This is a genomic window from Bounagaea algeriensis (genome assembly GCF_054491375.1).
Genome location: NZ_CM137102.1, coordinates 1,990,681 through 2,013,209, shown reverse-complemented (window position 1 = coordinate 2,013,209; position 22,529 = coordinate 1,990,681). Strand labels below are relative to the sequence as shown.

The following is a 22,529-nucleotide window of genomic DNA, read 5'->3' as shown; positions in this document are numbered from 1 at the left end:
GGAACACACAATCGGGGCAAATTCATTGACCGGCAGGAGCAGAAACAGTAATAACCCCCTTTCTTGTCGCGCAATCCGTGCTTTGGTACAAATCTCGTTGATCATGCAGCCGGCGGCCGGCAGGCGTTTCCCGCTCCGAGAACACCGGACACATCACGCAACACCGCGCGAGGAGGGTTCATGACCGCAACCGGAACGCATTTCGCGATCCCACCGTTCTACTGCCCGATCGACCCCGCCCTGCACCCCGATGCCGACACGATCGAAAGGCAGGCGATCGCCTGGATCGACGACATCGGGATGTACGAGGACGACGCGCGCCGGCGGCACGTCGTCAAAACCAACAGCGCCGAATTCTTCGCTCGGTTCGCTCCTGCCGGAATCGCCGAGAACGTGCTGCTGGCGGCCAAATGGGTGTACTGGGGGTTTGCCTTCGACGACGTGCGCTGCGACAACGGCCCCCTCAGCACGCGCCCCGACGAGTTCGTCGTCGCAGCCGGCCGGATCCAGCGCGTGCTGGAAGCACCGCACAGCCTGGACACCGCCGAGGATCCGTACCTGCGCGCACTGCACGACATCGGCCTGGCACTGCGCCGGCAAGCCACGCCGACGCAGGTACGCCGGTTCGTCGACGCCCATCGCGCGTGGCTACACGGCGTCTCCTGGCAGATCGGCAATCAGGCACGCGGCGTCGTCCCACCGCTGAACGACTACCTGGCCATGCGCCTGGGCAGCTGCGGCGGTTTCCCGACCATGGCCCTGCTCGAAATCGCCAACGGCGCCGAAGTTCCCGACAGCGAGATGGACCACCCGGCGGTGCGCGCCGCGAGCGAGGCCGCCGTGCTCACCGCGGGCCTGGACAACGACCTGCACTCCTACCGCCGGGAGCAGCACGACCAGCACAGCGACCAGAACATCATCACCGTGCTGACCGAGAACGAAGGTCACACGACGGAGCGAGCGCTGACCGAAGCGGTCGCGCTGCGCGACCGGATGATGCACGTGTACCTGCGCCTGCGCGAGCAGCTCCTACCCGAGGCCGGGGCCGAGTTGCACACCTACCTCTCCTGTCTCGGCGCGGGCATCCGCGGCAACATCGACTGGGCTCTGCGAGTGCCGCGCTACGCGGCCGACGACGGGCTCGGCGAGTCCGAGCACCCGGGGTGGTCGCGTGTGCCGTCGGATCCTGACCCGACGGCTCCGGCGCTGCCTGCCATCGCCTGGTGGTGGCAGCACGTGCTGTAGCGGAACACGGGAGCGTACGACCCCCGCTGCACGAACTTCTGCAGACCGTGCGCGACGAACACGAGGCCGGCGGCGATCCGCGCGAGGAGCCGTGCGAGGTCGCGGAGCCAGCTGGGCGGCTGCGGCATGGACGGTTTCCCTTCTCGTCGTACCCGGCGGGATGCGGCTCCCGGTGCTCATCGGGATCTCGCAGCCACCCGCGGCAGCACGGCACACCGGTCGCTGCACGCCCGGGCAGGCCTGGTGCCGTCTTCTCGTCCACCGCGTTCGTCGCGCTCGGCTCCGCCGACATCTCCGACATCGCCACCGGCGCGCATTCGAGACCCGGACGTTCGACGGAGCGGTCCCGCTCTCCGACGGGGCCGCGCAACCGCGCTGACTTGCACCGTCTCGACTCGGATGATGTACCGTGGACCTCGGAAGTCGCGGCCCACTACGGCGACCCGCAGGGTGCTCCGCTTCCCCCGGCCATTCAACGGGGAGGTTCGGCACCCCCACGCCGGATGGTGATCCGGGACTCCGACTCGCCCGCGGAAGGAGAACGGCGTGGCAGTGCTCAACACACCGCAACCGCCACCTCCACCGGCAGTCGCATGCGCCACCGCGCAGCCTGTGCGCACTTTCACCGCCGGACGGGACGTCCCGGGCGGTGCCGTCGTCGACATCCGCACCTGCATCGAAGAGGCGTGCGGACTGCTGCCACCCTCACACCCCCACCCGTAGCACCACGCTGGTTCCGCACCTCGCGCACGACCGGCAAATCAGACGGCCTGCACGGCAACTCCGCTGCGGGCCCGCATCCCGCGCGGCTCCACGCGCAGCGAGCCCGAAACGCGTGGATCGCGCCGTCGACGCATCGGGGGTACAGCATGAGCAATGCGACCACCACTGTCCCGCGCAAGGACACGACGTACGAAGCGCTGCTGCCCATGTTCAAGGAACTGCACACCTTGAACAACGGCAGTACGCGCCGCCGCCAGCTGCGCGACGAGCTGATCACCGAGCACTTGCCGCTGGCCGAACACCTCGCGCGGCGGTTCCGCGACCGCGGTGAAGCCCACGACGATCTGGTGCAGGTCGCCAACCTCGCGCTGATCAAAGCCGTCGACCGGTACGATCCGGACCGGGAGAGCGACTTCGTGAGTTTCGCCGTTCCGACCATCATGGGCGAACTGCGCCGGCACTTCCGCGACACCGGCTGGTCCGTGCGCATGCCGCGGCGGCTGCAGGAGCGCTACCAGCAGGTGTCGAAGGCGATTTCCGCGTTGTCCCAACAGCTCGGCCGCGCTCCGGTGCCGAGCGAGATCGCCGAACACCTCGGTGTCGCGCTCGACGCCGTGCACGAGGGCCTGCAGGCCGGCAACGCCTATCGCAGCAGCTCGCTCGAGGGAGTCCTGCAGGGATCGGACTCGCTGACCGTGTCGCACACACTGGGCACCGACGACCGCGAACTGTCCGATGTGGAGGACCGCGCCGAGTTGCGCCCGTTGCTGCGGACCCTGCCCGAGCGGGAACAGCGCCTCATCGCCCTGCGGTTCGTGCACGGGATGACGCAGTCGCACATCGCACAGGAGCTCGGCATATCGCAGATGCACGTCTCCCGCCTGCTCACCCAGGCGCTGCAACGCGTACGGGCGCAGGCTGGCGATGCGGACGCGGACGAGATCTCGCAGCAGTTGACCGCAACTGAACGCACTGCCAGCGCGAGCGGAAACGCGGCTTGACGGCGTAGCTTCGGCCCAGCACGTGCACCGCCGCCCATCCGGCGCCGCGTTCCCGTTGCCGACCAGCCGCGCCGCGGCCCCGTTGCCGACCAGCCGCGGCGCGGCGGTGTACCTGGCCCGAATGATCGCCGGGCCCACCTCACTCGCGGACCGGAGCGAGCCAGATGGCCGTGATCGCGTCGATCAACCCGGTGGCGGCCGCGTACCAGCTGCTGCGCGGGGTTTCCGCTCCCTCGTCGAGGGCCCGCTCCCGTTCGGCGCACATGTGCACCATGAGCTGGCGCGCCATGTCGCCGCGTTCGGCACGCACCTCGCCGGGCAAGTCGGGCAGGCAGGTGTGCAGTCCGTCGAGGATCTGGCGCAGAGCTGGCGAGTTGAGCGATTCCTCGACCATGATCGGGCGCATGGCGGGGTCGGTCATCACCTGTGCACCGAACCGGGAGAACCAGGTCGGGTTGCCGAGCGAGGCCAGGTGGTCCGTGTTCGGACGCACCAGGCAGGTCACCCAGTCCCGCACCTGGGCCCGTTCGCCCAGCTCGTCGAGCATCCGCGCGCGCAGCTGCTCGATGTGCTCGGTGTGCTTGCGCACGATCGCCCGCACCAGGTCGACCTTCGTGCCGACGTGGTAGCCGACCGCGGCGTTGTTGCCCTGCCCGGACGATTCGCTGATCTGCCGGTTGGACACCGCGAACACGCCGTGCTCGGCGAAGAGACGTTCGGCGGTGCTCAGGATGCGCTCCCGCGTGGTGTTGAGCCGCCCTGGCCGCGCGTTGCCCGACATCGTCACCTCCTCGCAGGGCGCTCGCAGCACGGATGCAGTTTAAGCCGCGTGACTGAGCGCGCCGAGCGGACCGTGCCGGAGCACGATCCGGCTCGCGAGGCTGCTGGTCAACGCCTCACCACACGCCTCACCATGAGGTGAGCAGTTCGAAGGCCGCGGCGTAGTCGGTGCCGTAGCGGCGCCCCGCTTCGCGGGCGTTGCCGCGCACGTGCTCGACGGACCACTCCGGCCCGCCGAGCGCGGCGAGGTAGGCGCGGTGCTCGCGCAGCGCGGTCAGCCCCGTCCGCATCCAGTCCGTGACGTCGACGGCGTGGTCGATCTCGGGCGAATCCGCGATCGCGACCCACCGCAGCTCCGGGACCGGGGACTCGCGCAGCGCCTGCACCGCAGCTTCGCCGGCGTTGCGGTGATCGGCGGAGTTGCTACCGCCGTAGGCCCAACGGGCGCGGTGGTTGAGCACCACCACCAGTTCAGGAGCGCGGGCGGACACTTCCCGGGCGATGTCGCGGCGCAGCGCAGCGGTGTTCTCCAGCACCGAGTCCGGGTGCCGCAGGAACGCGAGGTCGTGCACGCCCGTGCGAGCAGCGGCCGCTCGTTCCTCCCGCTCCCGCAGCGGTCCTGCTTCGGCAGCCGGCATCCCTTCGATGCCCTGCTCCCCGTCGGAGATGAGCACATAACTCACGGTCTTGCCCTGGTCGGTCCACCGCGCCACCGCGGTGGCCGGGCCGTACTCCATGTCGTCGGGATGCGCCACCACGCACACCGCCGTCGTCCAGTCCTCCGGCATCGGTCTCAGGGATGTACCCGCTGAACTCATGGCGACCTCGCGAACTCGGGGACTGCTGCGACGTCCATTGTGCACGCGTTCGGCGTGGATCTCCCGTCCGCGGCAGGAGCGCCTCATCCGAAGTTGCGGCCCTCTCCGCGGTAGGTGGGCACGCTGGCGACGCGTTCGCCGCCGCGGACGAGGTGGTAGGTGTCGAAGCGTTCGGCGGGTTCGCCGGCTTTGGCGTGGCGCAACCACACGCGGTCGCCGAGGCGCAGCGCACGTGCGGCGCGACCGCGCACCGGGGTCTGCACCTCCCCAGCTCCTTCGGCACCGGTCAGGCGCAGCCCGTCCGGCAGGTGCGGCCGCGGCACCCGGTCGGTGCCCGGTGGCCCGGAGGCGATGTAGCCGCCGCTGTAGAGCGTGGCGATGTCGCGGGCGGGACGGTGCACCACCGGCAGTGCGAACAGCACGGCAGGATGCGGGCGGAACGCGCGGTAGGAGTCGAACAGCCCGGGTCCGACCAGCCCGGATCCCGCGGCGAGTTCGGTCACTTCCGCTTCCGCACCAGTGAGTTCGAGGCTGCCGGAACCTCCGCCGTTGACGAACTCCAGCGGCGCCGACGAGCGCGCAGCCGCAACAGCGGCGGTGCGACGGCGGGCCAGCTCGGCGGCCGAACGGCGGCGCATCCACCGCACGGCCGCGCCCCGCGCACCGCCCGGATCGTCCGGCACACCGGCGATCTGCCCTTCGTAGGCGAGAATCCCGGTGAGCTGGAAACCGGGGCGTGTGCGCACAGCGCGGACGAGAGCGGCCAGCTGCCGCGGGCTGCGCACCGGGGAGCGCCGCGCGCCCACGTGCAGCGCGGGCAGGCCGAGAGGCCGCCACGAGGCGTCGAGTTCCAGGCAGATCCGGACCGGTTCGTGTTCGGCTCCGCCCAGCGCGGCATCGATGAAGTCGAGGTGCTCGGAGAAATCCGCGGTGAGCGTGATCGCCCGGCGGGCTCGCGGGTCGGCTGCGAGTTCGCGCAGCGCCGTGCGGTCCACGCTCGGGTAGGCCACGAGGATGTCCGTGGAGGTTCCCGTGCGGTGCAGCCACAGCGCTTCGGCCAGCGAGTAGCACATGGTGCCGGCGAAACCGGGAACCCGCAGCGCACGTTGCACGAGTTCACGGCAGCGCAGGGACTTCGTGGCGACGCGGATCGGCGTGCCGGCGGCGCGGCGCACCAGTTCGGCGGCGTTGGCCTCGAACGCGTCCAGGTCGACCACGGCCAGCGGAGCCTCCACATCGGCCGTGGCTTCGTCGAGGCTCGCGGGGGGCTCAGACACCGACGTGCCGGTGGCCCGGTGTGCGCGGCGCTCCGGATGAGCAGTGAACATGTGCGCACTGTAGCTCGCCGATCTTGCTAAGTGAAAGAAATTCACTTAAGTTGCCGTCCCACGGAAGGAGACGCCATGCTGGACACTTGGGCGAACTGGGCCGGAACGGCCGCGGCGAAGCCTGCGTCCGTGCACCGCCCGCAGGACCTCGCCGAGGCCGCCGACGCGCTCACCACCGCGGAACGCCGCGGACTGCCGGTGCGCGCGCTCGGCAGCGGCCACTCGTTCAGCCCCGTCGCCGCCCCCACGGGCCTCGCCCTGGACCTGTCGGCGTTCAGCGGGATCGAACACGCCGACCCGAGCACCGGCCTGGTGACCGTCGGCGCGGGCACACCGCTGCACCGGCTCAACGCCGAACTCGACGGCGTCGGACTGGCCATGCCCAACCTCGGCGACATCGACAGGCAGACCATCGCCGGAGCGCTCGCCACCGGCACCCACGGCACCGGTGCGCGATTCGGCGGACTGGCGACCCAGGTCCGAGCCCTGCAGCTGTTGCTCGCGGACGGGACCGCGTGCCGCGGCGCTCCGGACGAGAACCCCGAACTCTTCGCCGCCGCCCGGGTCGGCCTCGGAGCTCTCGGTGTCATCACCAGCATCACACTGCAGTGTGAACCCGCCTTCGTGCTCGAGGCCGATGAACACCCCGAACCGCTCGATTCCGTGCTGGAGCGGTTCGACGACCTGGCCGCGGGAAACGACCACGTCGAGTTCTACTGGTTCCCCTACGGCAAGAACGCCCTGGTCAAACGCAACAACCGGCTCCCGCCGACGGCGAGGCCACGCCCGCTGCCACCGCTGCGGCACTTCCTCGAATACCAGGTCATGGAAAACACCGCCTTCAGCCTGCTGTGCCGGATCGGCCGGGCCGTGCCCGCTGCGGTCCGCCCGCTGAACCGGTTGTCCTCGGCGGCGCTGTCCCGCCGCTCCTACAGCGACCGCTCCCACCGGGTGTTCACCAGCACCCGCTCGGTGCGCTTCGTGGAATCCGAATACGCCGTGCCGGTCGCCAGTCTCGGTGATGTGCTGCGCGAACTGCGCGCGGCGCTGCCGCGGTTGGAGCATCCGGTCATGTTCCCCGTGGAGATCCGGCTGGCCGCTGGCGACGACATCTGGCTGTCCACCGCGCACGGACGCGACACCGCCTACATCGCCGTGCACCAGTTCCACGGCATGCCCTACCGGCACTGGTTCGAGACGTTCGAATCGATCGTCCGGCAAGCCGGCGGTCGGCCGCACTGGGGCAAGATGCACAGCATGGACGCGCAGGAACTGCGCGAACTCTACCCGCGTTTCGACGACTTCCGCCGCGTGCGCGACGCGGTCGACCCCCAGCGCAGGTTCTCCAATCCGCACCTCACGCGGGTGCTCGGCGCCTGAGGCGCCCGGCCCGGCAGGACATGCCAAACGCCCCGCCTCCGGTTCGGGCACCGAATTCCGGTGTCCGAACCCGAGACGGGGCGTGCACAGCTGTTTCGGGATCCGCCTTGAGAACCCCACAGCGGACGCCGCGATGGTGTGAGTAAGCCGCTCGGCCGTTTAGTACCGGTCGGCTGAACTCGTTACCGAGCGTGCACCACCGGCCTATCCACCCAGTCATCTCCTGGAGGCCTTAACCCACATGGGGCGGGACACCTCATCTTGAGGCTGGCTTCCCGCTTAGATGCTTTCAGCGGTTATCCGTACCGAACGTAGCTAACCAGCCGTGCCCCTGGCGGGACAACTGGCACACCAGAGGTCCGTCCGTCCCGGTCCTCTCGTACTAGGGACAGCTCCTCGCAAGTGTCCTCCGCGCGCGGCGGATAGGGACCGAACTGTCTCACGACGTTCTAAACCCAGCTCGCGTGCCGCTTTAATGGGCGAACAGCCCAACCCTTGGGACCCACTACAGCCCCAGGATGCGACGAGCCGACATCGAGGTGCCAAACCATGCCGTCGATACGGACTCTCGGGCATGATTAGCCTGTTATCCCCGGGGTACCTTTTATCCGTTGAGCGACACCCCAGCCACCTGGAAGTGCCGGATCACTAAGACCTGCTTTCGCACCTGCTCGACCCGTCAGTCTCACAGTCAAGCCCCCTTGTGCCCTTGCACTCACCACCTGATTCCCAACCAAGCTGAGGGGACCTTTGTGCGCCTCCGTTACCCTTTAGGAGGCAACCGCCCCAGTTAAACTACCCACCAGGCACTGTCCCCAATCCGGATCACGGACCCAGGTTAGATGCCCGGAACGGCCAGAGTGGTATTTCACCAACGACTCCGCGCACACTGGCGTGCCCGCATCACCGTCTCCCACCTATCCTACACAAGCCGCACCACACACCAATGCCAAGCTGCAGTAAAGGTCCCGGGGTCTTTCCGTCCTGCCGCGCGAAACGAGCATCTTAACTCGTCGTGCAATTTCGTCGAGTCCGTGGTCGAGACAGCGCCCGATTCGTTACGCCATTCGTGCGGGTCGGAACTTACCCGACAAGGAATTTCGCTACCTTAGGATGGTTATAGTTACCACCGCCGTTTACCGGCGCTTCGGTTCAGAGCCTCGCCCCCCACAGGGGGCTCACCCCTCCCCTTAACGTTCCGGCACCGGGCAGGCGTCAGTCCATATACTTCGCAACCACGCTTCGCATGGACCTGTGTTTTTAGTAAACAGTCGATCAGGCCTCGTCACTGCGGCCGGCCCGCGCTTCCGCCGCCACGGGCGTACACGCCAACCGGCTCCCCATCTCCCGAAGTTACGGGGACAATTTGCCGAATTCCTTAACCACGGTTCGCTCGCTCGCCTCGGTATACTCTACCTGGCCACCAGTGTCGGTTTCGGGTACGGACCACCGACGCGTCCGCTAGAGGCTTTTCGAGACAGCATGGGCTCACCCACTTCGCCACTCAGGCTCGGCATCAGGTCTCAGGCACCCGGTGCACGGATTTGCCTGTACACCGCCCTACACCCTTACCCCGGCACAACCACCGGCCGGGCTGGACTACCCTTCTGCGTCCCCCCATCGCGGGCCCGCACACCCAGCGCGGCGCCACGGCCCGCCACGACGCGCAGCCCAAAGGCCACACGCCGCACGAACGATGACACCACCACCACGATGCCGGGCGGATCAGCGCCGGCAGGTACGGGACTATCAACCCGTTGCCCTTCGACTACGCCTGTCGGCCTCGCCTTAGGATCCGACTCACCCAGGGCGGATCAACCTTCCCCTGGAACCCTTGGCCATCCGGCGGAGGAGATTCTCACTCCTCAAACACTACTCATGCCTGCATTCTCACTTCCGGCTCCTCCACACCCGGTTACCCGGCATGCTTCACCGTCACCGGAACGCTCCCCTACCCAAACAACCCCCCACCAGGGGGCTGCTTGTCGCGGCTTCGGCGGTGTGCTTTCCAGCCCCGCTGAATTTTCGGCGCAAAGTCGCTTAACCAGTGAGCTATTACGCACTCTTTCAAGGATGGCTGCTTCTAAGCCAACCTCCTGGCTGTCCCAGCGACCCCACATCCTTTCCCACTCAGCACACACTTCGGGGCCTTAGCCGACGATCTGGGCTGTTTCCCTCTCGACCATGGAGCTTTTCCCCCACAGACTCACTGCCACGCTGAAACCCAGGCGTATTCACCGTTTAGCTGATCTCGGTAACCCACCGGGCCCCTCGACCAACCAGCGCACTACCCCACCCAGGAACCACGCAACGCTGCACCTAAATGCATTTCGGGGAGAACCAGCTATCACCGAGTTTGATTGGCCTTTCACCCCTGCCCGCAGCTCATCCTCCAGGTTTGCAACCCTGGTAGGTTCGGGCCTCCACCCGGTATTACCCGGGCTTCACCCTGACCACGGGAAGATCACTCGGTTTCGGGTCCAGAGCACGCGACTCCACCGCCCTCTGCAGACTCGCTTTCGCTGCGGCTACCCCACACACGGGTTAACCTCGCCACGCACCACTAACTCGCAGGCTCATTCTTCAAAAGGCACGCCATCACACCCCAACCGGTGCTCTGACGGCTTGTAGGCGCACGGTTTCAGGAACTCTTTCACTCCCCTCCCGGGGTACTTTTCACCATTCCCTCACGGTACTGATCCACTATCGGTCACCAGGGAGTATTTAGGCTTACCAGGTGGGCCTGGCAGATTCACACGGAATTCCACGGGCACCGTGCTACTCGGGAACAACCCAGACTTCCACGACAACTTTCACCTACGGGGGTCTCACCCACTCCGCCAGCGCCTTCCAACGCCTTCGGCTAGCCACGCTTCCATCCCCCGGAGCGGCAGCCCCGGAACAAGCCGTCCCAACAACCCCGGACACGCAACGCCTGCCGACTCTCCCACGCACCCGGTTTAGCCTCTTCCCCTTCCGCTCGCCACTACTCAGGGAATCGCTCTTGCTTTCTCCTCCTGCAGGTACTGAGATGTTTCAGTTCCCCGCGTTACCACCCACTGCCCTATACATTCAGACAGCAGCGACCGGACAACACTCCGGCCAGGTTCACCCGTTCGGACACCCTGGGATCACAGCTCGGTCGGCAACTCACCCAGGCTTATCGCAGCCACCCACGTCCTTCAACAACTCCTGGTGCCAAGGCATCCACCGTACGCCCTTCAAAGCTTACTTCACGGCAAAGACCTTAAAGACCATCGCGACGCCCACTGTGCAGTTCTCAAGGTGCCCTGCGGATGCAGAATCGCACCCCCAGAGCCCGACAGTGTGCCAACGGTCCGCAGGGAATCCCCGCGGTCCTGCGGGTCGGTGCGGTTCCGGAGAAAATACCAAAATGTTGTGGCTGTCGACCCCTACGTCATCGGGTCGATGCTCCTTAGAAAGGAGGTGATCCAGCCGCACCTTCCGGTACGGCTACCTTGTTACGACTTCGTCCCAATCGCCAGTCCCACCTTCGACCACTCCTGCCGGACGCATCCGGTTGGGCCATGGGCTTCGGGTGTTACCGACTTTCATGACGTGACGGGCAGTGTGTACAAGGCCCGGGAACGTATTCACCGCAACGTTGCTGATCTGCGATTACTAGCGACTCCGCCTTCACGGGGTCGAGTTGCAGACCCCGATCCGAACTACGACCGGCTTTGCGAGATTCGCCCACCCTTGCGGGATCGCCACCCTCTGTACCGGCCATTGTAGCATGTGTGAAGCCCTGGGCATCAGGGGCATGATGACTTGACGTCGTCCCCACCTTCCTCCGAGTTACCTCGGCAGTCTCCCGTGAGTCCCCAACCACATTGCTGGTAACACGGGACAAGGGTTGCGCTCGTTGCGGGACTTAACCCAACATCTCACGACACGAGCTGACGACAGCCATGCACCACCTGTCCACCGGCCCCAAGGGAAACCCCATCTCTGAGGCGATCCGATGGATGTCAAACCCAGGTAAGGTTCTTCGCGTTGCATCGAATTAATCCACATGCTCCGCCGCTTGTTCGGGCCCCCGTCAATTCCTTTGAGTTTTAGCCTTGCGGCCGTACTCCCCAGGCGGGGCGCTTAACGCGTTAGCTGTGGCACGGAAACCACGACGGTCCCCACACCTAGCGCCCAACGTTTACGGCGTGGACTACCAGGGTATCTAATCCTGTTCGCTCCCCACGCTTTCGCTCCTCAGCGTCAGGCACGGCCCAGCAAGCTGCCTTCGCCGTCGGTGTTCCTCCCGATATCTGCGCATTTCACCGCTACACCGGGAATTCCGCTTGCCTCTACCGCCCTCAAGTGTGCCCGTATCGGCCGCCCGTCCGCGGTTGAGCCGCAGGATTTCACGGCCGACGCGACACACCGCCTACGAGCCCTTTACGCCCAGTAACTCCGGACAACGCTCGCGCCCTACGTATTACCGCGGCTGCTGGCACGTAGTTAGCCGGCGCTTCTTCTGCCCCTACCATCACCTTTGTCAGGGCTGAAAGAGGTTTACAACCCGAAGGCCGTCCTCCCCCACGCGGCGTCGCTGCGTCAGGCTTTCGCCCATTGCGCAAGATTCCCCACTGCTGCCTCCCGTAGGAGTCTGGGCCGTGTCTCAGTCCCAGTGTGGCCGATCACCCTCTCAGGCCGGCTACCCGTCGTCGCCTTGGTAGGCCCTGACCCCACCAACCAGCTGATGGGCCGCGAGCCCATTCCGGACCGGGCACCGCACCTCACAGCACGGCACCTTTCCGTCCCCCCGGATGCCCGAGAAGACGGCTATCCGGTATTAGCCCCGGTTTCCCAGGGTTATCCCCGAGTCCAGAGTAGATTACTCACGTGTTACTCACCCGTTCGCCGCTCGGTTATCTCCCGAAAGAGACACCTCGCTCGACTTGCATGTGTCAAGCGCGCCGCTAGCGTTCGTCCTGAGCCAGGATCAAACTCTCCAACAATTGAACCTAGCAGGAACCGTATCCTGCACTGCCCACCTCAGCGGGCAGTGGACCCGTATTCGGCACACTGTCGAGTTCTCAAGGTGCGAGTTCTCTAGAACTATGCCAGCTCGACTACCCGTCCGCACCCTGCGGGTGCGTTGCCGAGTTCTTCGAGTCTACTCCCGCGCCGGCCCCGGGTAACCCCCCGTTGCCGACTCGTGCCTCTCAGTATAACAACGCGTGCACTGTTGTCCAACGGGACACCGGAGAAGCCGGGGCGTGCCCCGATCACGGCACACCGGAGCCCGCCACCCCGCCGAGTGCCACTGTGCCGCACACGTCGCTGGCCGCCCACGCTGGCCGGTTGCCTGCGGCCGCGCCTGGTTCCCGCCGAGGCGACTGCGCACCGTTCGCAGCGCTGTTCGCGAGATGTTCGCGCAATGATCACCTACCCGGCGGTGCCACGATCCGAGCAAACATGAAAGGTTCTCGTTTCGGTTGGACAAACGTACATACGAGCGAGGACCCCGAGATGGCAGCGTTGAACAGGCGCCGTTTCCTGCTGGCCGCCGGTGTCACCGCGAGCGCGTTGGGCAGCGGAGCGCTCGGCGGTGCGCCGAACGCGGCCGCGCCCCCGCGGCCGGTGCCCCCGGTCGCCCCGGAAGGCACCACTCTGCACACCACCGCGGCCGCCGAGATCGGCGAAGGCTACCGCCGACTGGTACCCGGCGCAGGGTGGCCGATCGTCGTGCGCACCGACCTGGTCGACGCAGACGTCACCCGCGAGGAGCGCCGCGAACCCGTAACCGCGTTCACCCAGTTCACTGACCTGCACATCACCGACGCCCAAAGCCCCGTCCGGTTCGAGTACCTGCACCCGCTCATGGCCGGCGCCTTCCGACCGCAGGAAACGCTCGGTGCACTGGCCACCGCCCGCCTCGTGCAGCGGGTCAACAGCTTGCGGCGCGCCCCGGTAACCGGCCATCCGCTGGAGTTCGCGATCACCACGGGCGACAGCACGGACAACCACGAACGCGCCGAACTCGACTGGTACTTCACCCTCCTCAACGGCGGTCGAATGGCCCAGAACACCGGTGCCGCGGACGTCTACGAAGGCGTGCAGAGCTCCGGGGATCCGCTCTACTGGCACCCCGACGGCGGCGTGAGCGATCGCTTCCGGGAGCGGGGCTACCCCGTCGTGCCCGGTCTGCTCGACGACGCACTGCGCACCTTCGACAGCCCCGGCCTGCGGATGCCCTGGTACGCCACCTTCGGCAACCACGACAACACCGTCGTCGGCACGCTGCCCGACCCGCTCATCCCCGAGCTGGAGGAGCACTACACCGGTTCGCACAAGATCACCGGCCGGGACGAGCGCAGCACACGACGCGTGGCGGAACTGCTGCAGGACCGACGTCGCCGCGACGAGGCCGACCGCGCCCTCGAGCACGGCGGCGGCACCGTGCGCGAAGTGACCCCGGACCAGCGCCGTGCACCTTTCAGCACGCAGGAGTTCCTCGAAGCCCACCTCGACCCGGCCAACACCGGCCCCGGACCCGCTGGGCACGGCTTCGGCCCGGACAGCGCGGCGACTGATGCCGCCTACTACACCTTCCGCATCGCCCCCGGCGTCACCGGCATCGGCTTGGACAGCACGAACACCGCCGGCTTCGCCGAGGGCTCGCTCGGACTCGCACAGCACCGGTGGTTGGAACGCACGCTCACCGCGGCGAGTTCGCGCTACTACGACGACCTCGGCCACGAGCAGCACCAGCCGGTCACCGACGAGCTGTTCGTGCTGTTCAGCCACCACACCAGCGGCACCATGAACGCGCTGCTGCCGGACTTCAGACGCCCCGGCGAGGCCCGCAAGTCCGGCGGGGACGTGGTGCGCCTGCTGCAGCGCTTCCCGAACGTGCTGGCGTGGGTGAACGGGCACAGCCACCGCAACGAGATCACCGCGCACGCCGCCGATGACGGCACCTGCGGATTCTGGGAGATCAACACGGCTTCGCACGTCGATTTCCCGCAGTTGGCACGCGTCCTCGAACTGGCGGACAACCGGGACGGCACGTTGTCGATCCACGCCACGCTCATCGAAGCCGACAGTCCCCACCGGGCCGACTACGACGACCGCTCCCCCGCCGCCCTGGCTGCGCTGTACCGGGAGCTGGCGTTCAACGATCCGCACACCGACCCCGCCAAGCTCGGTGAACTCGGCGACCGGAACGTGGAGCTGCTGGTGCCCGGCCGGCTGCCGGTGCGCTGAGCCGGCTGCTCCGAACCGCGACGAGCACCGCCCGATGTTTGCCGTCGGAGCGCGGGAAACTGCAAAACACGGGTTGGACCGAGGAACTCCTGCGCGGGGATGGGGCGCGGGCACGGGGCGCGGGATGAGCAGCCCACAGTGGACGCTGGCCCGTCCGACCGGGCACCGGCGTGCGGCTTCAGGTGCCTTCCTCGTCGATGACGGCGCGCAGCGCTTCGACGGCGTGGGCCCGGTGCTCGTCGAGGAGCCGCACCAAGGCGTCGGCGTCCTGCGCGCGCAGTGCTTCGACGATGGCCCGGTGCTCCTGCTCGACCCGGGTGCGGTTGCCGGTGTCGCCGTAGTAGACGGCGCGGTAGGCGTCCGTGGAGTCCCACAGCTGCCGCACGAACCGCAGCAGCCGCGGCATGCCGCACGCGTCCAGCAGCGTGAAGTGGAACCGCCGGTTGGCCGCGGTCATGGCCGGCACGTCCCCGGCAGCCCCGGCTCGTTCGACCTCGTGCTGGGCTTGCACGATCCGTTCGAGGTCCTCGGCGGTGATGCGGTCCATCGCCGTCCGCGCTGCTTCGTCCTCGAGCAGCGCGCGGATCCGGTACACCTCGAGCAGGTCGTCGAGCGACAGCTCGGCGACGAAGTAGCCCCGGTGCGCGCGGTAGACGACCTGTCCCTCGCCTTCCAGGATCTTCAGCGCTTCCCGCAGGGGGACCCGGCTCACGTCGAGCTTTTCGGCCAGCAAGTCCTGGCGCACCGGTTGCCCGGGGCGCAGCTCGCGGGAGACGATCGCCTGGCGCAGCGCGGACAGGACGTACTCCTGCTTCGTCGGCGGCCTGCCGCGCGGGGATCCCGCCGCCTCAGCCGTCATCGTCGCTCACCGCACGCACAATCCGCAGGCTACCAACATCATCGCAGGCGACGCGTTCCGATCGAGTCGCTGGCCGATCACTCGTGCCAGCGCGGCGAGGTGGTGCGCGGTGGCAGCAACGCCGCCCGCAGCGTGATCAGCCGCGGCTTGCGACTGCCGGCCGCCTCGACGAGCGCTTCGACGAGATCATCGCCCGCTTCGGCCACGGCGCGGGTCTCGATGCCGAAACTCTCCGCGAGCGCGGTGAGGTCGGGGCCGACCAGGTCGACGCCGCGTTCGGCGTCGCCGGCGTGCTGCTGGTCGTAGCGCAGCATGCCGTATCCCCCGTCGTCGACCACCAGCACCGTCACCGGTAGCTGCTCCTGGACGATCGTCGCGAGCTCGCCGACACCGAACAGCAGCCCGCCGTCACCGCAGACGGCGAGCACCGGACCGCATCCCACCGCGGCCGGGCCGAGCGCAGCGGGCAGGGCATAGCCCAACGTCCCCCAGCCGTACGGGCACTGCAACTGCCGCGGCCGCGACAGGGCGGTGTAACCGCAGGCCCAGTATCCGGCCACGGCCATGTCCGTGATCAGCGTGCCCTCCTGCGGCCACGCCCGGTCGATACCGTCGACCAGCGCCATCGCCTCGGCGGTGCGCGCGTCCTCGCGCAGCCGGTCGCGCGTGGCCTGCCGCAGTTGGTGCACGTCCGGGCCGCGGGCTCCCGCGGGTCCGGTCAACACCGGCAGCAGCGCGTCGATGCCGGCCGCCGCGTCGCCGAGCACTGCGACGTCCGGGGTGTAGTTCTTGGTGAGTTCGCCCCGGTCGACGTTGATCGAAACCAGCCCGGGCGGCAGCGGCATGGACCAGTTCCGCGTGTGCACGCCGTCGAAGTCGGTGCCGATGCCCACCAGCAGGTCGGCAGCGCCGATGAGCTCGGCGACCTCGGGTTCGTGCGGCGGGAGGCCGACCATCCACGGATGCTCGGCGGGCAGGATGCCGCGGCCGCTGTAGGTCGTCACCACGGGCGCGCGCAACCTGCGCGCGAGGGCGTCCACCTGCTCCGCCGCCCCCGACTGGACAGCGCCGCCGCCCACCCAGAGCACCGCGGAACCCGCGTCGTCGATCAGCCGCGCCGCTGCCGAGACCTCGGCCGCCTCGGGCGCCGGCCGCTCCTGGGGCGCCGGGGTGATCTCCGGCGCCGGTGCGTCGAGCAGGTCGGTGGGCACGTCGAGGTAGACCGGGCCGCGCGGCCACGCCAGCGCGGTGGTGATCGCCTCACCGACCATCGCGGCAACTCGTTCGGCCGAACGCGGCCGGAACACCGCCTTCGCGAGCGGTTCGAACAGGCCCGCCTGGTCGTGGGATTCGTGCAGCATGCCGCGCACCGCACCGGGCGCGCGCAGCCGCTGGGGGACTTCGCTGGCGATGACCAGAACCGGGCTGCAGGAGGCGGCTGCTTCACCGAACGCCCCGAGCGTGTTCGCCGCGCCCGGCCCCGTGGTGGTCAGGGCGACGCCCAGGCGACCCGTGGCTCGAGCTGCACCGTCCGCGGCGTACACCGTGGCCTGCTCGTGGCGGACCCCGGTGATACCGGGTCTGCCCGCACCCAGCTCGCGCCAGAAGGCGAGGTTGTGCACGCCGGGCAAGCCGAAGGCCTGCTCCACTCCCCGAGCTGTCAGCGCGTCGAGGATTCGTCCCGCCACCGTCGGCTGCGGCATCACGCCCTCCCGTCGGCAACGACTCCGGCGCCCGTGTGCGCACCGCGGTCACGCGGCGGCGAAAATTGGATACATAATACACAGCAGTGATCGGCGCACCAACCACTTCCCCGGGCCGTCGTGACCCATCGCGATCTCGTACCCGAGGACGACGTCGTTCACTTCCTCGCCGCCCAGCACCTACCTCCATCGGAACGGATTCCGAGCCCTGAGAAGTGCCCGCGCAATGCCGCTCGCGGCCACCGCGGTCTACGGCGGTGGCCGCGAGCGGCGCAGTCCTCCTGAGCGGCGCGGTCAGCCGATCAGCGCTCGCATCAGTCGAACGTGATCACGCCGCGGATGTTCTTGCCATCGCGCAGGTCCTGGTATCCCTGGTTGACGTCCTCGAGGCGGTAGGTGTTCGTGATCAGCTCGTCGAGCTTGAGCTGGCCGGCGTCGTAGAGCCGCAGCAGTTTGCCGATGTCGTACTGCGGGTTGGCGGAACCGAACAGCGTGCCCTTGACGGTCTTGCCGAACAGCGCCATCTCACCGCCGGAGAGGTGCACCGTCAGCTTGGTCGGATCGGCCAGGCCGGTGATGACCACGGTGCCGCCCTTGCCGATGGTGCTGAACGCGTCCGAGACGACGGCTTCGTCGACGGTGCCCACGAGGATGAGCGCGGTGTCGGCGCCCTGCCCCCAGGTCAGTTCGGTGACCTTGTCGCGGGCTTCGGCCGGGTCGGAGAACGCGTGCGTGGCACCGAACTTCAGCGCCGTGGTGCGTTTGAACTCGACGGGGTCGACCACCACGACGTGCTTGGCGCCCGCGTGCACCGCACCCTGCACCGCGTTGATCCCGAGTCCGCCGCCACCGTAGACCACCACCGTGTCGCCGGCGCGCACGTCGCCGGCGTAGACCGACGTGCCCCACCCGGAAGGCACGCCGCAACCGACGAGCACCGCGGTCTCCAGCGGCAGCCAGTCGTCGACCTTGACCACCGAGTGCTCCGAGATCGTGGAGTACTCCGAGAACGTGCCCAGCATGCACATCGCGCCGTAGTCCTGGCCGGCGCCGTGGAAGCGGAACGTGCCGTCCGGCATGCTCCCGTCGAGGATCGTGGCGCCCATGTCGCAGAGGTTCTGCCGCCCCGTCGAGCAGTAGCGGCAGGTGCCGCAGTTCGGGATGAAGCTGCACACGACGTGGTCACCCGGGTTCACCTTCCGCACGCCCGGACCGACGTCCTCGATGACGCCCGCGCCTTCGTGACCGCCCACGACCGGAAAGCGCGGATGCAGGTCCCCGTCCGTCAGGTGCAGGTCGGAGTGGCACAACCCTGCTGCGACGTAGCGGATCAGCACCTCGCCCGGTCCGGGGCCGTCGAGGTCCAACTCCGTGATTTCGAAAGGCTGGTGCGCGTCGGTGAGCACGGCGGCTTTGGTCTTCATCGGGAGCCCTGTTCCCTTCGCTCGGAGAACTGAAGCGGACACCGCACGTCCTGCCGGTCCCGCGGCACACACCGGTGCGTCGCGGGTGCCTCGACGTATTCGGAGGCGTTCATGCGATGTGCAGTACCAGCTTGGCGGAGTGTGACTGCGCGCACAACAGGGCTTCCCCGGGCGTCGCGCCGGAAGCGCCTCGGAACGCGAAACGTTCACTCAGACGGAGTATCAGCCGATGTGGAACGGCTCAGCAGCACGGGCGCCGCGCACGGCTGTCGACGGAGTGCTCCGCGGCGGGCTCGGGAACGTCGAGCGTCGGGTTGCGGTCGAAGAAGCCCACCGGCTTGAGGGTGAAGCCGCACCGGTCGACGGGCATGACGGGCCAGTCCTCCGGCCGCGGGAAGTGCGTCATGCCGAAGGTGTGCCAGACGGCGATGTCGCGCACCGCCTCGACATCGCCGGCGGTGAGCGACGCGGTGACTCCCCGGGCGGCGCCGGACGCCGTGTCCAGCAGCACCGCCTGCACGCGCCGCTGCACGAAGTCACCCGGGGCGTGCTCGATGATCTCCTGTTTGGACGGTTCGAGGAGACCGAGGTATGCGAACCGCGTGTCGGAGCTGAGCAGGCCGGCCCGTTCGAGGACCTGCCGAGCCGTGTCGATCTCCGCGGTGTTCAGGCGGTCGAGGGGGTGCGGGGTCGTACTCGCGTGCGTGACGGCGCTCGTCTCCATCGCCGACCTCCTCCGGAGCGGTACGCGGCGCCGCCGCGAAATCATCCGCGCCGTGCTCCGCCTCGCGGCCCGCGGAGGACTCGAAGCCGTGACCATGCGCGACGTCGCCGCCGAGGCAGGCTTCGCCAACGGCGCGCTCACCCACTACTTCCGCAACAAGGACCAGCTGCTCGCCGCCGCCTACCAGTGCATCTACGACCGGACCAACCAGCGCGCCGAAGCCGCCGCCGGCGGAACGAGCGGACTGGCCGCCCTGCGACGGCTGTGCCTGGAAATTCTGCCGCTGGACGAGGAACGCGTCGTCGAAGCCCGCGTGGCCGTGAGCTTCTGGGGCCGCGCGCTGCACAACCCTGACATGTCGGCCCTGCACGGCCGGGTGCTCGACGACTGGCGCGCGCGGATGCAGCGATGGCTGCGCGAAAGCCGTGACAGCGGCGAACTCCCCGGCGACGCGCCCGTCGAACGCGTCGTCGATGAGCTGCTGACCGCACTGATGGGCGCCCAGGTGAACGTCGCCATGGCGCCCGGTGCCAGCCCACCGGCGCGTCTCGAGGCAGTCCTCGACGGGATCCTCGAGCCGTTGCGCGACGGGTCGCGGCAACAACGTTGAGGCGCAGGCGGAAACGCCGCACCGGGGCCCAGCACCGCATCGATTCGCCGGGCTGCGCCCCGAACCCGCTCGTCCGCGGGCTCCCCGGGCATCGGCAGCCCGGCGAACACGCCGGTGGCGGGCAGGAGGCCGGCACCACCGCCGTCAGTGCGGCAGCAGCTTCAGCGTCGTGCCGCGCGCCTGCGGGGTCAGCATCGGCGGCACGTAGGTGTCGAGGTGCGCCCGGTACTTGCTGCGGTAGGCCTCGTCGATCGCGTCGTTGACCCCGCCGTCGGTCACCTCGGCGACAGCGACGTCCGCGTCCACACCGCCAGCCCGGATGTGCGCCTTGCCGCTGGCCTGGGCGGCCCGGAACCAGGCACCGTTCTGGCCGCGGTAGGAACGCACGTACAGGTCGTCACCGTGCGGGACCACCCAGATCGGCACCGGGTTGCGCACGCTGCCGTCGCTGTTCTCCGGGGCGATCTCCATCTCGTCGGCTTGCGCGATCCGGGTGAACTCGTCCGACTCCCACGTCGCCATCCTCGCTGACCTCCCTGCTCGCTTCCGCGGGGTGCACACCCCCGCCGTTGGGGAGTGCGTCACCGGGTACCGCTCCCATGCTGGCCCGCGGAACCGCTGATCGCAGGACATCGAAGTCGCTCTTGTGCCCGATGTGTTCGGACAGCAGAAGATCGCGATGGAATGCTCCGATCAGCGCGGAGCCATGCGGATCCCGCCGTCGAGCCGGATCGTTTCACCGTTGAGGTAGCCGTTCTCCAGGATGTTGCAGGCCAGCTGGCCGAATTCCGCAGGTTCGCCGAGCCGCGAGGGGTTCGGCACGCTCGCCTCGAGCTCCTGCCGCACGTCCGCGCGCAGCCCACCGAGCAGCGGCGTGTCCATCACTCCCGGTGCGATGGTGCACACGCGGATGCGCCGGCTTGCCAGGTCGCGCGCTGCGGTGATGGTCATGCCCGCGATGCCGGCCTTCGAGGCGGTGTAGGGGATCTGGCCGATCTGGCCTTCGTAGGCGGCGACGGAGGCGGTCATGACGATGGCGCCGCGTTCATCCTCGACCTCGTCGTGCCGGGCCATGCGCGCGGCACCGAGGCGCAGCGCGTTGAACGTGCCGATGAGGTTGAGCCTGATGATCCCTTCGAAGTCCTCCAGCGATCCGGGGCTGCCGTCCTTCTCCAGCACCCGCGTTCGACTGCCCGCGCCGGCGCAGTGCACGAGTCCGCGCAACGGTCCGTGCTCGTCAGCGGCGTCGAGAGCGGCGCCGAACTGGTCGGCATCGGTGACGTCCGCGGGGACGAACCGGGCGCTGCCACCGAGTTCCTCGGCGGTTTTCGCGCCGTCCGATGTGGGCAGATCGATGATGGTGACCCTGCCGCCGGCATCGACCAGGCGTCGGGCCGTGGCCAGTCCGAGACCGGAAGCACCGCCGACGACGGCCGCGGACGTGTTGTGCAGACGCATGGGCATCCTTTCCGTTGTCGTGCTGTCCGTTCGCTGCTGCTGCGCGGACTTCCCTCAGAGCAGTTCGAGCACGGTGGCGTTGGCCAGACCGCCGCCCTCGCACATCGTTTGCAGGCCGTAGCGGATGCCGGTGCGGCGCATGTGGTGGACCAGCCGGGCCATCAGCACCGCACCGGAAGCACCGAGCGGATGTCCCACCGCGATCGCCCCGCCGAGCGGGTTGAGGCGGTCGTCCGGCGCGCCCGTCTCGACCTGCCACGCCAGCGGGACGGGGGCGAAGGCTTCGTTGACTTCGAACGCTCCGATGTCGGCGATGCTCAGACCGGTTTTCCGCAGCACCTTCGCCGTGGCCGCGATCGGCGCGGTGAGCATGATGACCGGGTCGTCGCCGGCGAGGGCGACGCCGTGCACGCGTGCGAGCGGACGCAATCCGCGCGCGGCGGCGGTATCACTGGAGGTGATCAGCACCGCGGCGGCACCATCGGAGATCTGCGAGGAGTTGCCCGCGGTGATGACACCGTCTTCGCGGAAGGCCGGCGTGAGCCCGGCGAGCTTGTCGACCGTGGAGCCGCGCCGCACGCCCTCGTCCTGCTGCAGCGTTCCGGGTACGGGTGCGAGCTGCCCGTCGAGCTCTCCGGAATCGATCGCCGCGCACGCCCGCTGGTGCGACCGGGCGGAGTACTCGTCGAGCGCACCGCGCGCGAGGCCCCACTTGGTGGCGACGCCCTCGGCCCCGAGTCCCTGGTTGAATCCGCTGACGCCGTAGCGGTCGAGCACGCGGTCCGAGTAGGGCTGGCCGCCCTGCCCCGCCGAGCCGATCGGGACGCGGCTCATCGACTCGACTCCACCTGCCACGGCGAAGTCGTAGTGCCCGGCGACCACCCCGGCAGCGGCGAAGTGCACGGCCTGCTGCCCGGAGCCGCACTGGCGGTCGACCGTCGTGCCGGGTACGGATTCCGGCCACCCGGCCGCGAGCGCGGCGACGCGGCCGATGTTGCCGCCCTGGTCGCCGACCTGGCTGACGCATCCCCAGACGACGTCGTCGACCTCCTCGGGTGCCACCCCGGCGCGACCGACCAGGGAGGTGAGCACGTGCGCGGACAGGTCGGCGGGGTGGATGCCGGCCAGTGCTCCGCCTCGCTTGCCGATCGGGGTGCGCACAGCATCGACGATGACCGCGTCCATGGTGACTCTCCTCCTGTGCACTGCGTTTCGTTCGTTTTTCGGCGTTGTCCTTCGGCTGCGGAAC

General features: G+C 68.4%; 15 protein-coding genes and 2 rRNA genes. 5 read left to right on the top strand and 12 right to left on the bottom strand.

Going from position 1 to position 22,529, the window contains the following annotated elements; all coding sequences use genetic code 11:
* Window positions 1-63 precede the first annotated feature (63 nt).
* On the top strand, window positions 64-1,245 hold the full coding sequence (locus tag ACVGV2_RS09065; protein WP_459165603.1) for a terpene synthase family protein: 1,182 nt from the start codon (window positions 64-66) through the stop codon (window positions 1,243-1,245).
* Between the two features lie 869 nt (window positions 1,246-2,114).
* Window positions 2,115-2,969: a SigB/SigF/SigG family RNA polymerase sigma factor gene (locus ACVGV2_RS09060; RefSeq protein WP_459165602.1), complete on the top strand. Its 855-nt coding sequence runs from the start codon at window positions 2,115-2,117 to the stop codon at window positions 2,967-2,969.
* 139 nt (window positions 2,970-3,108) lie between these two features.
* Here the strand turns inward: ACVGV2_RS09060 and ACVGV2_RS09055 are convergent, their stop codons facing one another.
* The 3 genes from ACVGV2_RS09055 to ACVGV2_RS09045 all read right to left on the bottom strand — a co-directional run bounded on the left by ACVGV2_RS09055 (window position 3,109) and on the right by ACVGV2_RS09045 (window position 5,844).
* On the bottom strand, window positions 3,109-3,750 hold the full coding sequence (locus ACVGV2_RS09055; protein WP_459165601.1) for a TetR/AcrR family transcriptional regulator: 642 nt from the start codon (window positions 3,748-3,750) through the stop codon (window positions 3,109-3,111).
* A 127-nt stretch (window positions 3,751-3,877) separates the two neighbouring features.
* Window positions 3,878-4,537: a PIG-L deacetylase family protein gene (locus ACVGV2_RS09050; protein ID WP_459165600.1), complete on the bottom strand. Its 660-nt coding sequence runs from the start codon at window positions 4,535-4,537 to the stop codon at window positions 3,878-3,880.
* A gap of 113 nt (window positions 4,538-4,650) precedes the next feature.
* Complete coding sequence (locus ACVGV2_RS09045) at window positions 4,651-5,844, bottom strand: alanine racemase (RefSeq protein ID WP_459165599.1); 1,194 nt, start codon at window positions 5,842-5,844, stop codon at window positions 4,651-4,653.
* A 129-nt stretch (window positions 5,845-5,973) separates the two neighbouring features.
* Here ACVGV2_RS09045 and ACVGV2_RS09040 point away from each other — a divergent pair, with 129 nt between their 5' ends.
* Window positions 5,974-7,275: a D-arabinono-1,4-lactone oxidase gene (locus tag ACVGV2_RS09040; protein ID WP_459165932.1), complete on the top strand. Its 1,302-nt coding sequence runs from the start codon at window positions 5,974-5,976 to the stop codon at window positions 7,273-7,275.
* A gap of 138 nt (window positions 7,276-7,413) precedes the next feature.
* Here the strand turns inward: ACVGV2_RS09040 and ACVGV2_RS09035 are convergent.
* Window positions 7,414-10,509, bottom strand: a 23S ribosomal RNA gene (locus ACVGV2_RS09035).
* 206 nt (window positions 10,510-10,715) lie between these two features.
* Window positions 10,716-12,251, bottom strand: a 16S ribosomal RNA gene (locus ACVGV2_RS09030).
* Together the 16S and 23S rRNA genes form the textbook arrangement of a ribosomal RNA operon.
* Before the next feature lie 514 nt (window positions 12,252-12,765).
* On the opposite strand from ACVGV2_RS09030, the gene ACVGV2_RS09025 reads away from it, so the two are divergent.
* Window positions 12,766-14,502: a TIGR03767 family metallophosphoesterase gene (locus ACVGV2_RS09025; protein ID WP_459165598.1), complete on the top strand. Its 1,737-nt coding sequence runs from the start codon at window positions 12,766-12,768 to the stop codon at window positions 14,500-14,502.
* 178 nt (window positions 14,503-14,680) lie between these two features.
* Here ACVGV2_RS09025 and ACVGV2_RS09020 read toward each other — a convergent pair whose 3' ends face one another.
* From ACVGV2_RS09020 to ACVGV2_RS09005, 4 genes are all read right to left on the bottom strand, one after another.
* The gene (locus tag ACVGV2_RS09020) at window positions 14,681-15,361 is read right to left on the bottom strand and encodes a GntR family transcriptional regulator (protein ID WP_459165597.1); all 681 of its coding nucleotides are present in this window, start codon (window positions 15,359-15,361) and stop codon (window positions 14,681-14,683) included.
* A 77-nt stretch (window positions 15,362-15,438) separates the two neighbouring features.
* The gene (locus ACVGV2_RS09015; protein ID WP_459165596.1) at window positions 15,439-17,064 is read right to left on the bottom strand and encodes a thiamine pyrophosphate-binding protein; all 1,626 of its coding nucleotides are present in this window, start codon (window positions 17,062-17,064) and stop codon (window positions 15,439-15,441) included.
* Window positions 17,065-17,378: 314 nt separating this feature from the next.
* A complete protein-coding gene (locus ACVGV2_RS09010; protein ID WP_459165595.1) occupies window positions 17,379-18,488 on the bottom strand; it encodes an NDMA-dependent alcohol dehydrogenase in 1,110 nt (369 codons plus the stop codon).
* Window positions 18,489-18,729: 241 nt separating this feature from the next.
* Window positions 18,730-19,212 carry a copper amine oxidase gene (locus tag ACVGV2_RS09005; protein WP_459165594.1) on the bottom strand — a complete coding sequence of 161 codons (483 nt, stop codon included), beginning with the start codon at window positions 19,210-19,212 and terminating at the stop codon, window positions 18,730-18,732.
* 52 nt (window positions 19,213-19,264) lie between these two features.
* On the opposite strand from ACVGV2_RS09005, the gene ACVGV2_RS09000 reads away from it, so the two are divergent.
* Entirely contained in the window at window positions 19,265-19,822 is a 558-nt protein-coding gene (locus ACVGV2_RS09000) for a TetR/AcrR family transcriptional regulator (protein WP_459165593.1), read from the top strand.
* A 144-nt stretch (window positions 19,823-19,966) separates the two neighbouring features.
* Here ACVGV2_RS09000 and ACVGV2_RS08995 read toward each other — a convergent pair whose 3' ends face one another.
* The 3 genes from ACVGV2_RS08995 to ACVGV2_RS08985 form a co-directional block, all read right to left on the bottom strand.
* A complete protein-coding gene (locus ACVGV2_RS08995) occupies window positions 19,967-20,344 on the bottom strand; it encodes a DUF2255 family protein (protein WP_459165592.1) in 378 nt (125 codons plus the stop codon).
* A gap of 171 nt (window positions 20,345-20,515) precedes the next feature.
* Entirely contained in the window at window positions 20,516-21,280 is a 765-nt protein-coding gene (locus ACVGV2_RS08990; protein ID WP_459165591.1) for an SDR family NAD(P)-dependent oxidoreductase, read from the bottom strand.
* A 54-nt stretch (window positions 21,281-21,334) separates the two neighbouring features.
* On the bottom strand, window positions 21,335-22,465 hold the full coding sequence (locus tag ACVGV2_RS08985) for a thiolase family protein (protein ID WP_459165590.1): 1,131 nt from the start codon (window positions 22,463-22,465) through the stop codon (window positions 21,335-21,337).
* Window positions 22,466-22,529 lie beyond the last annotated feature (64 nt).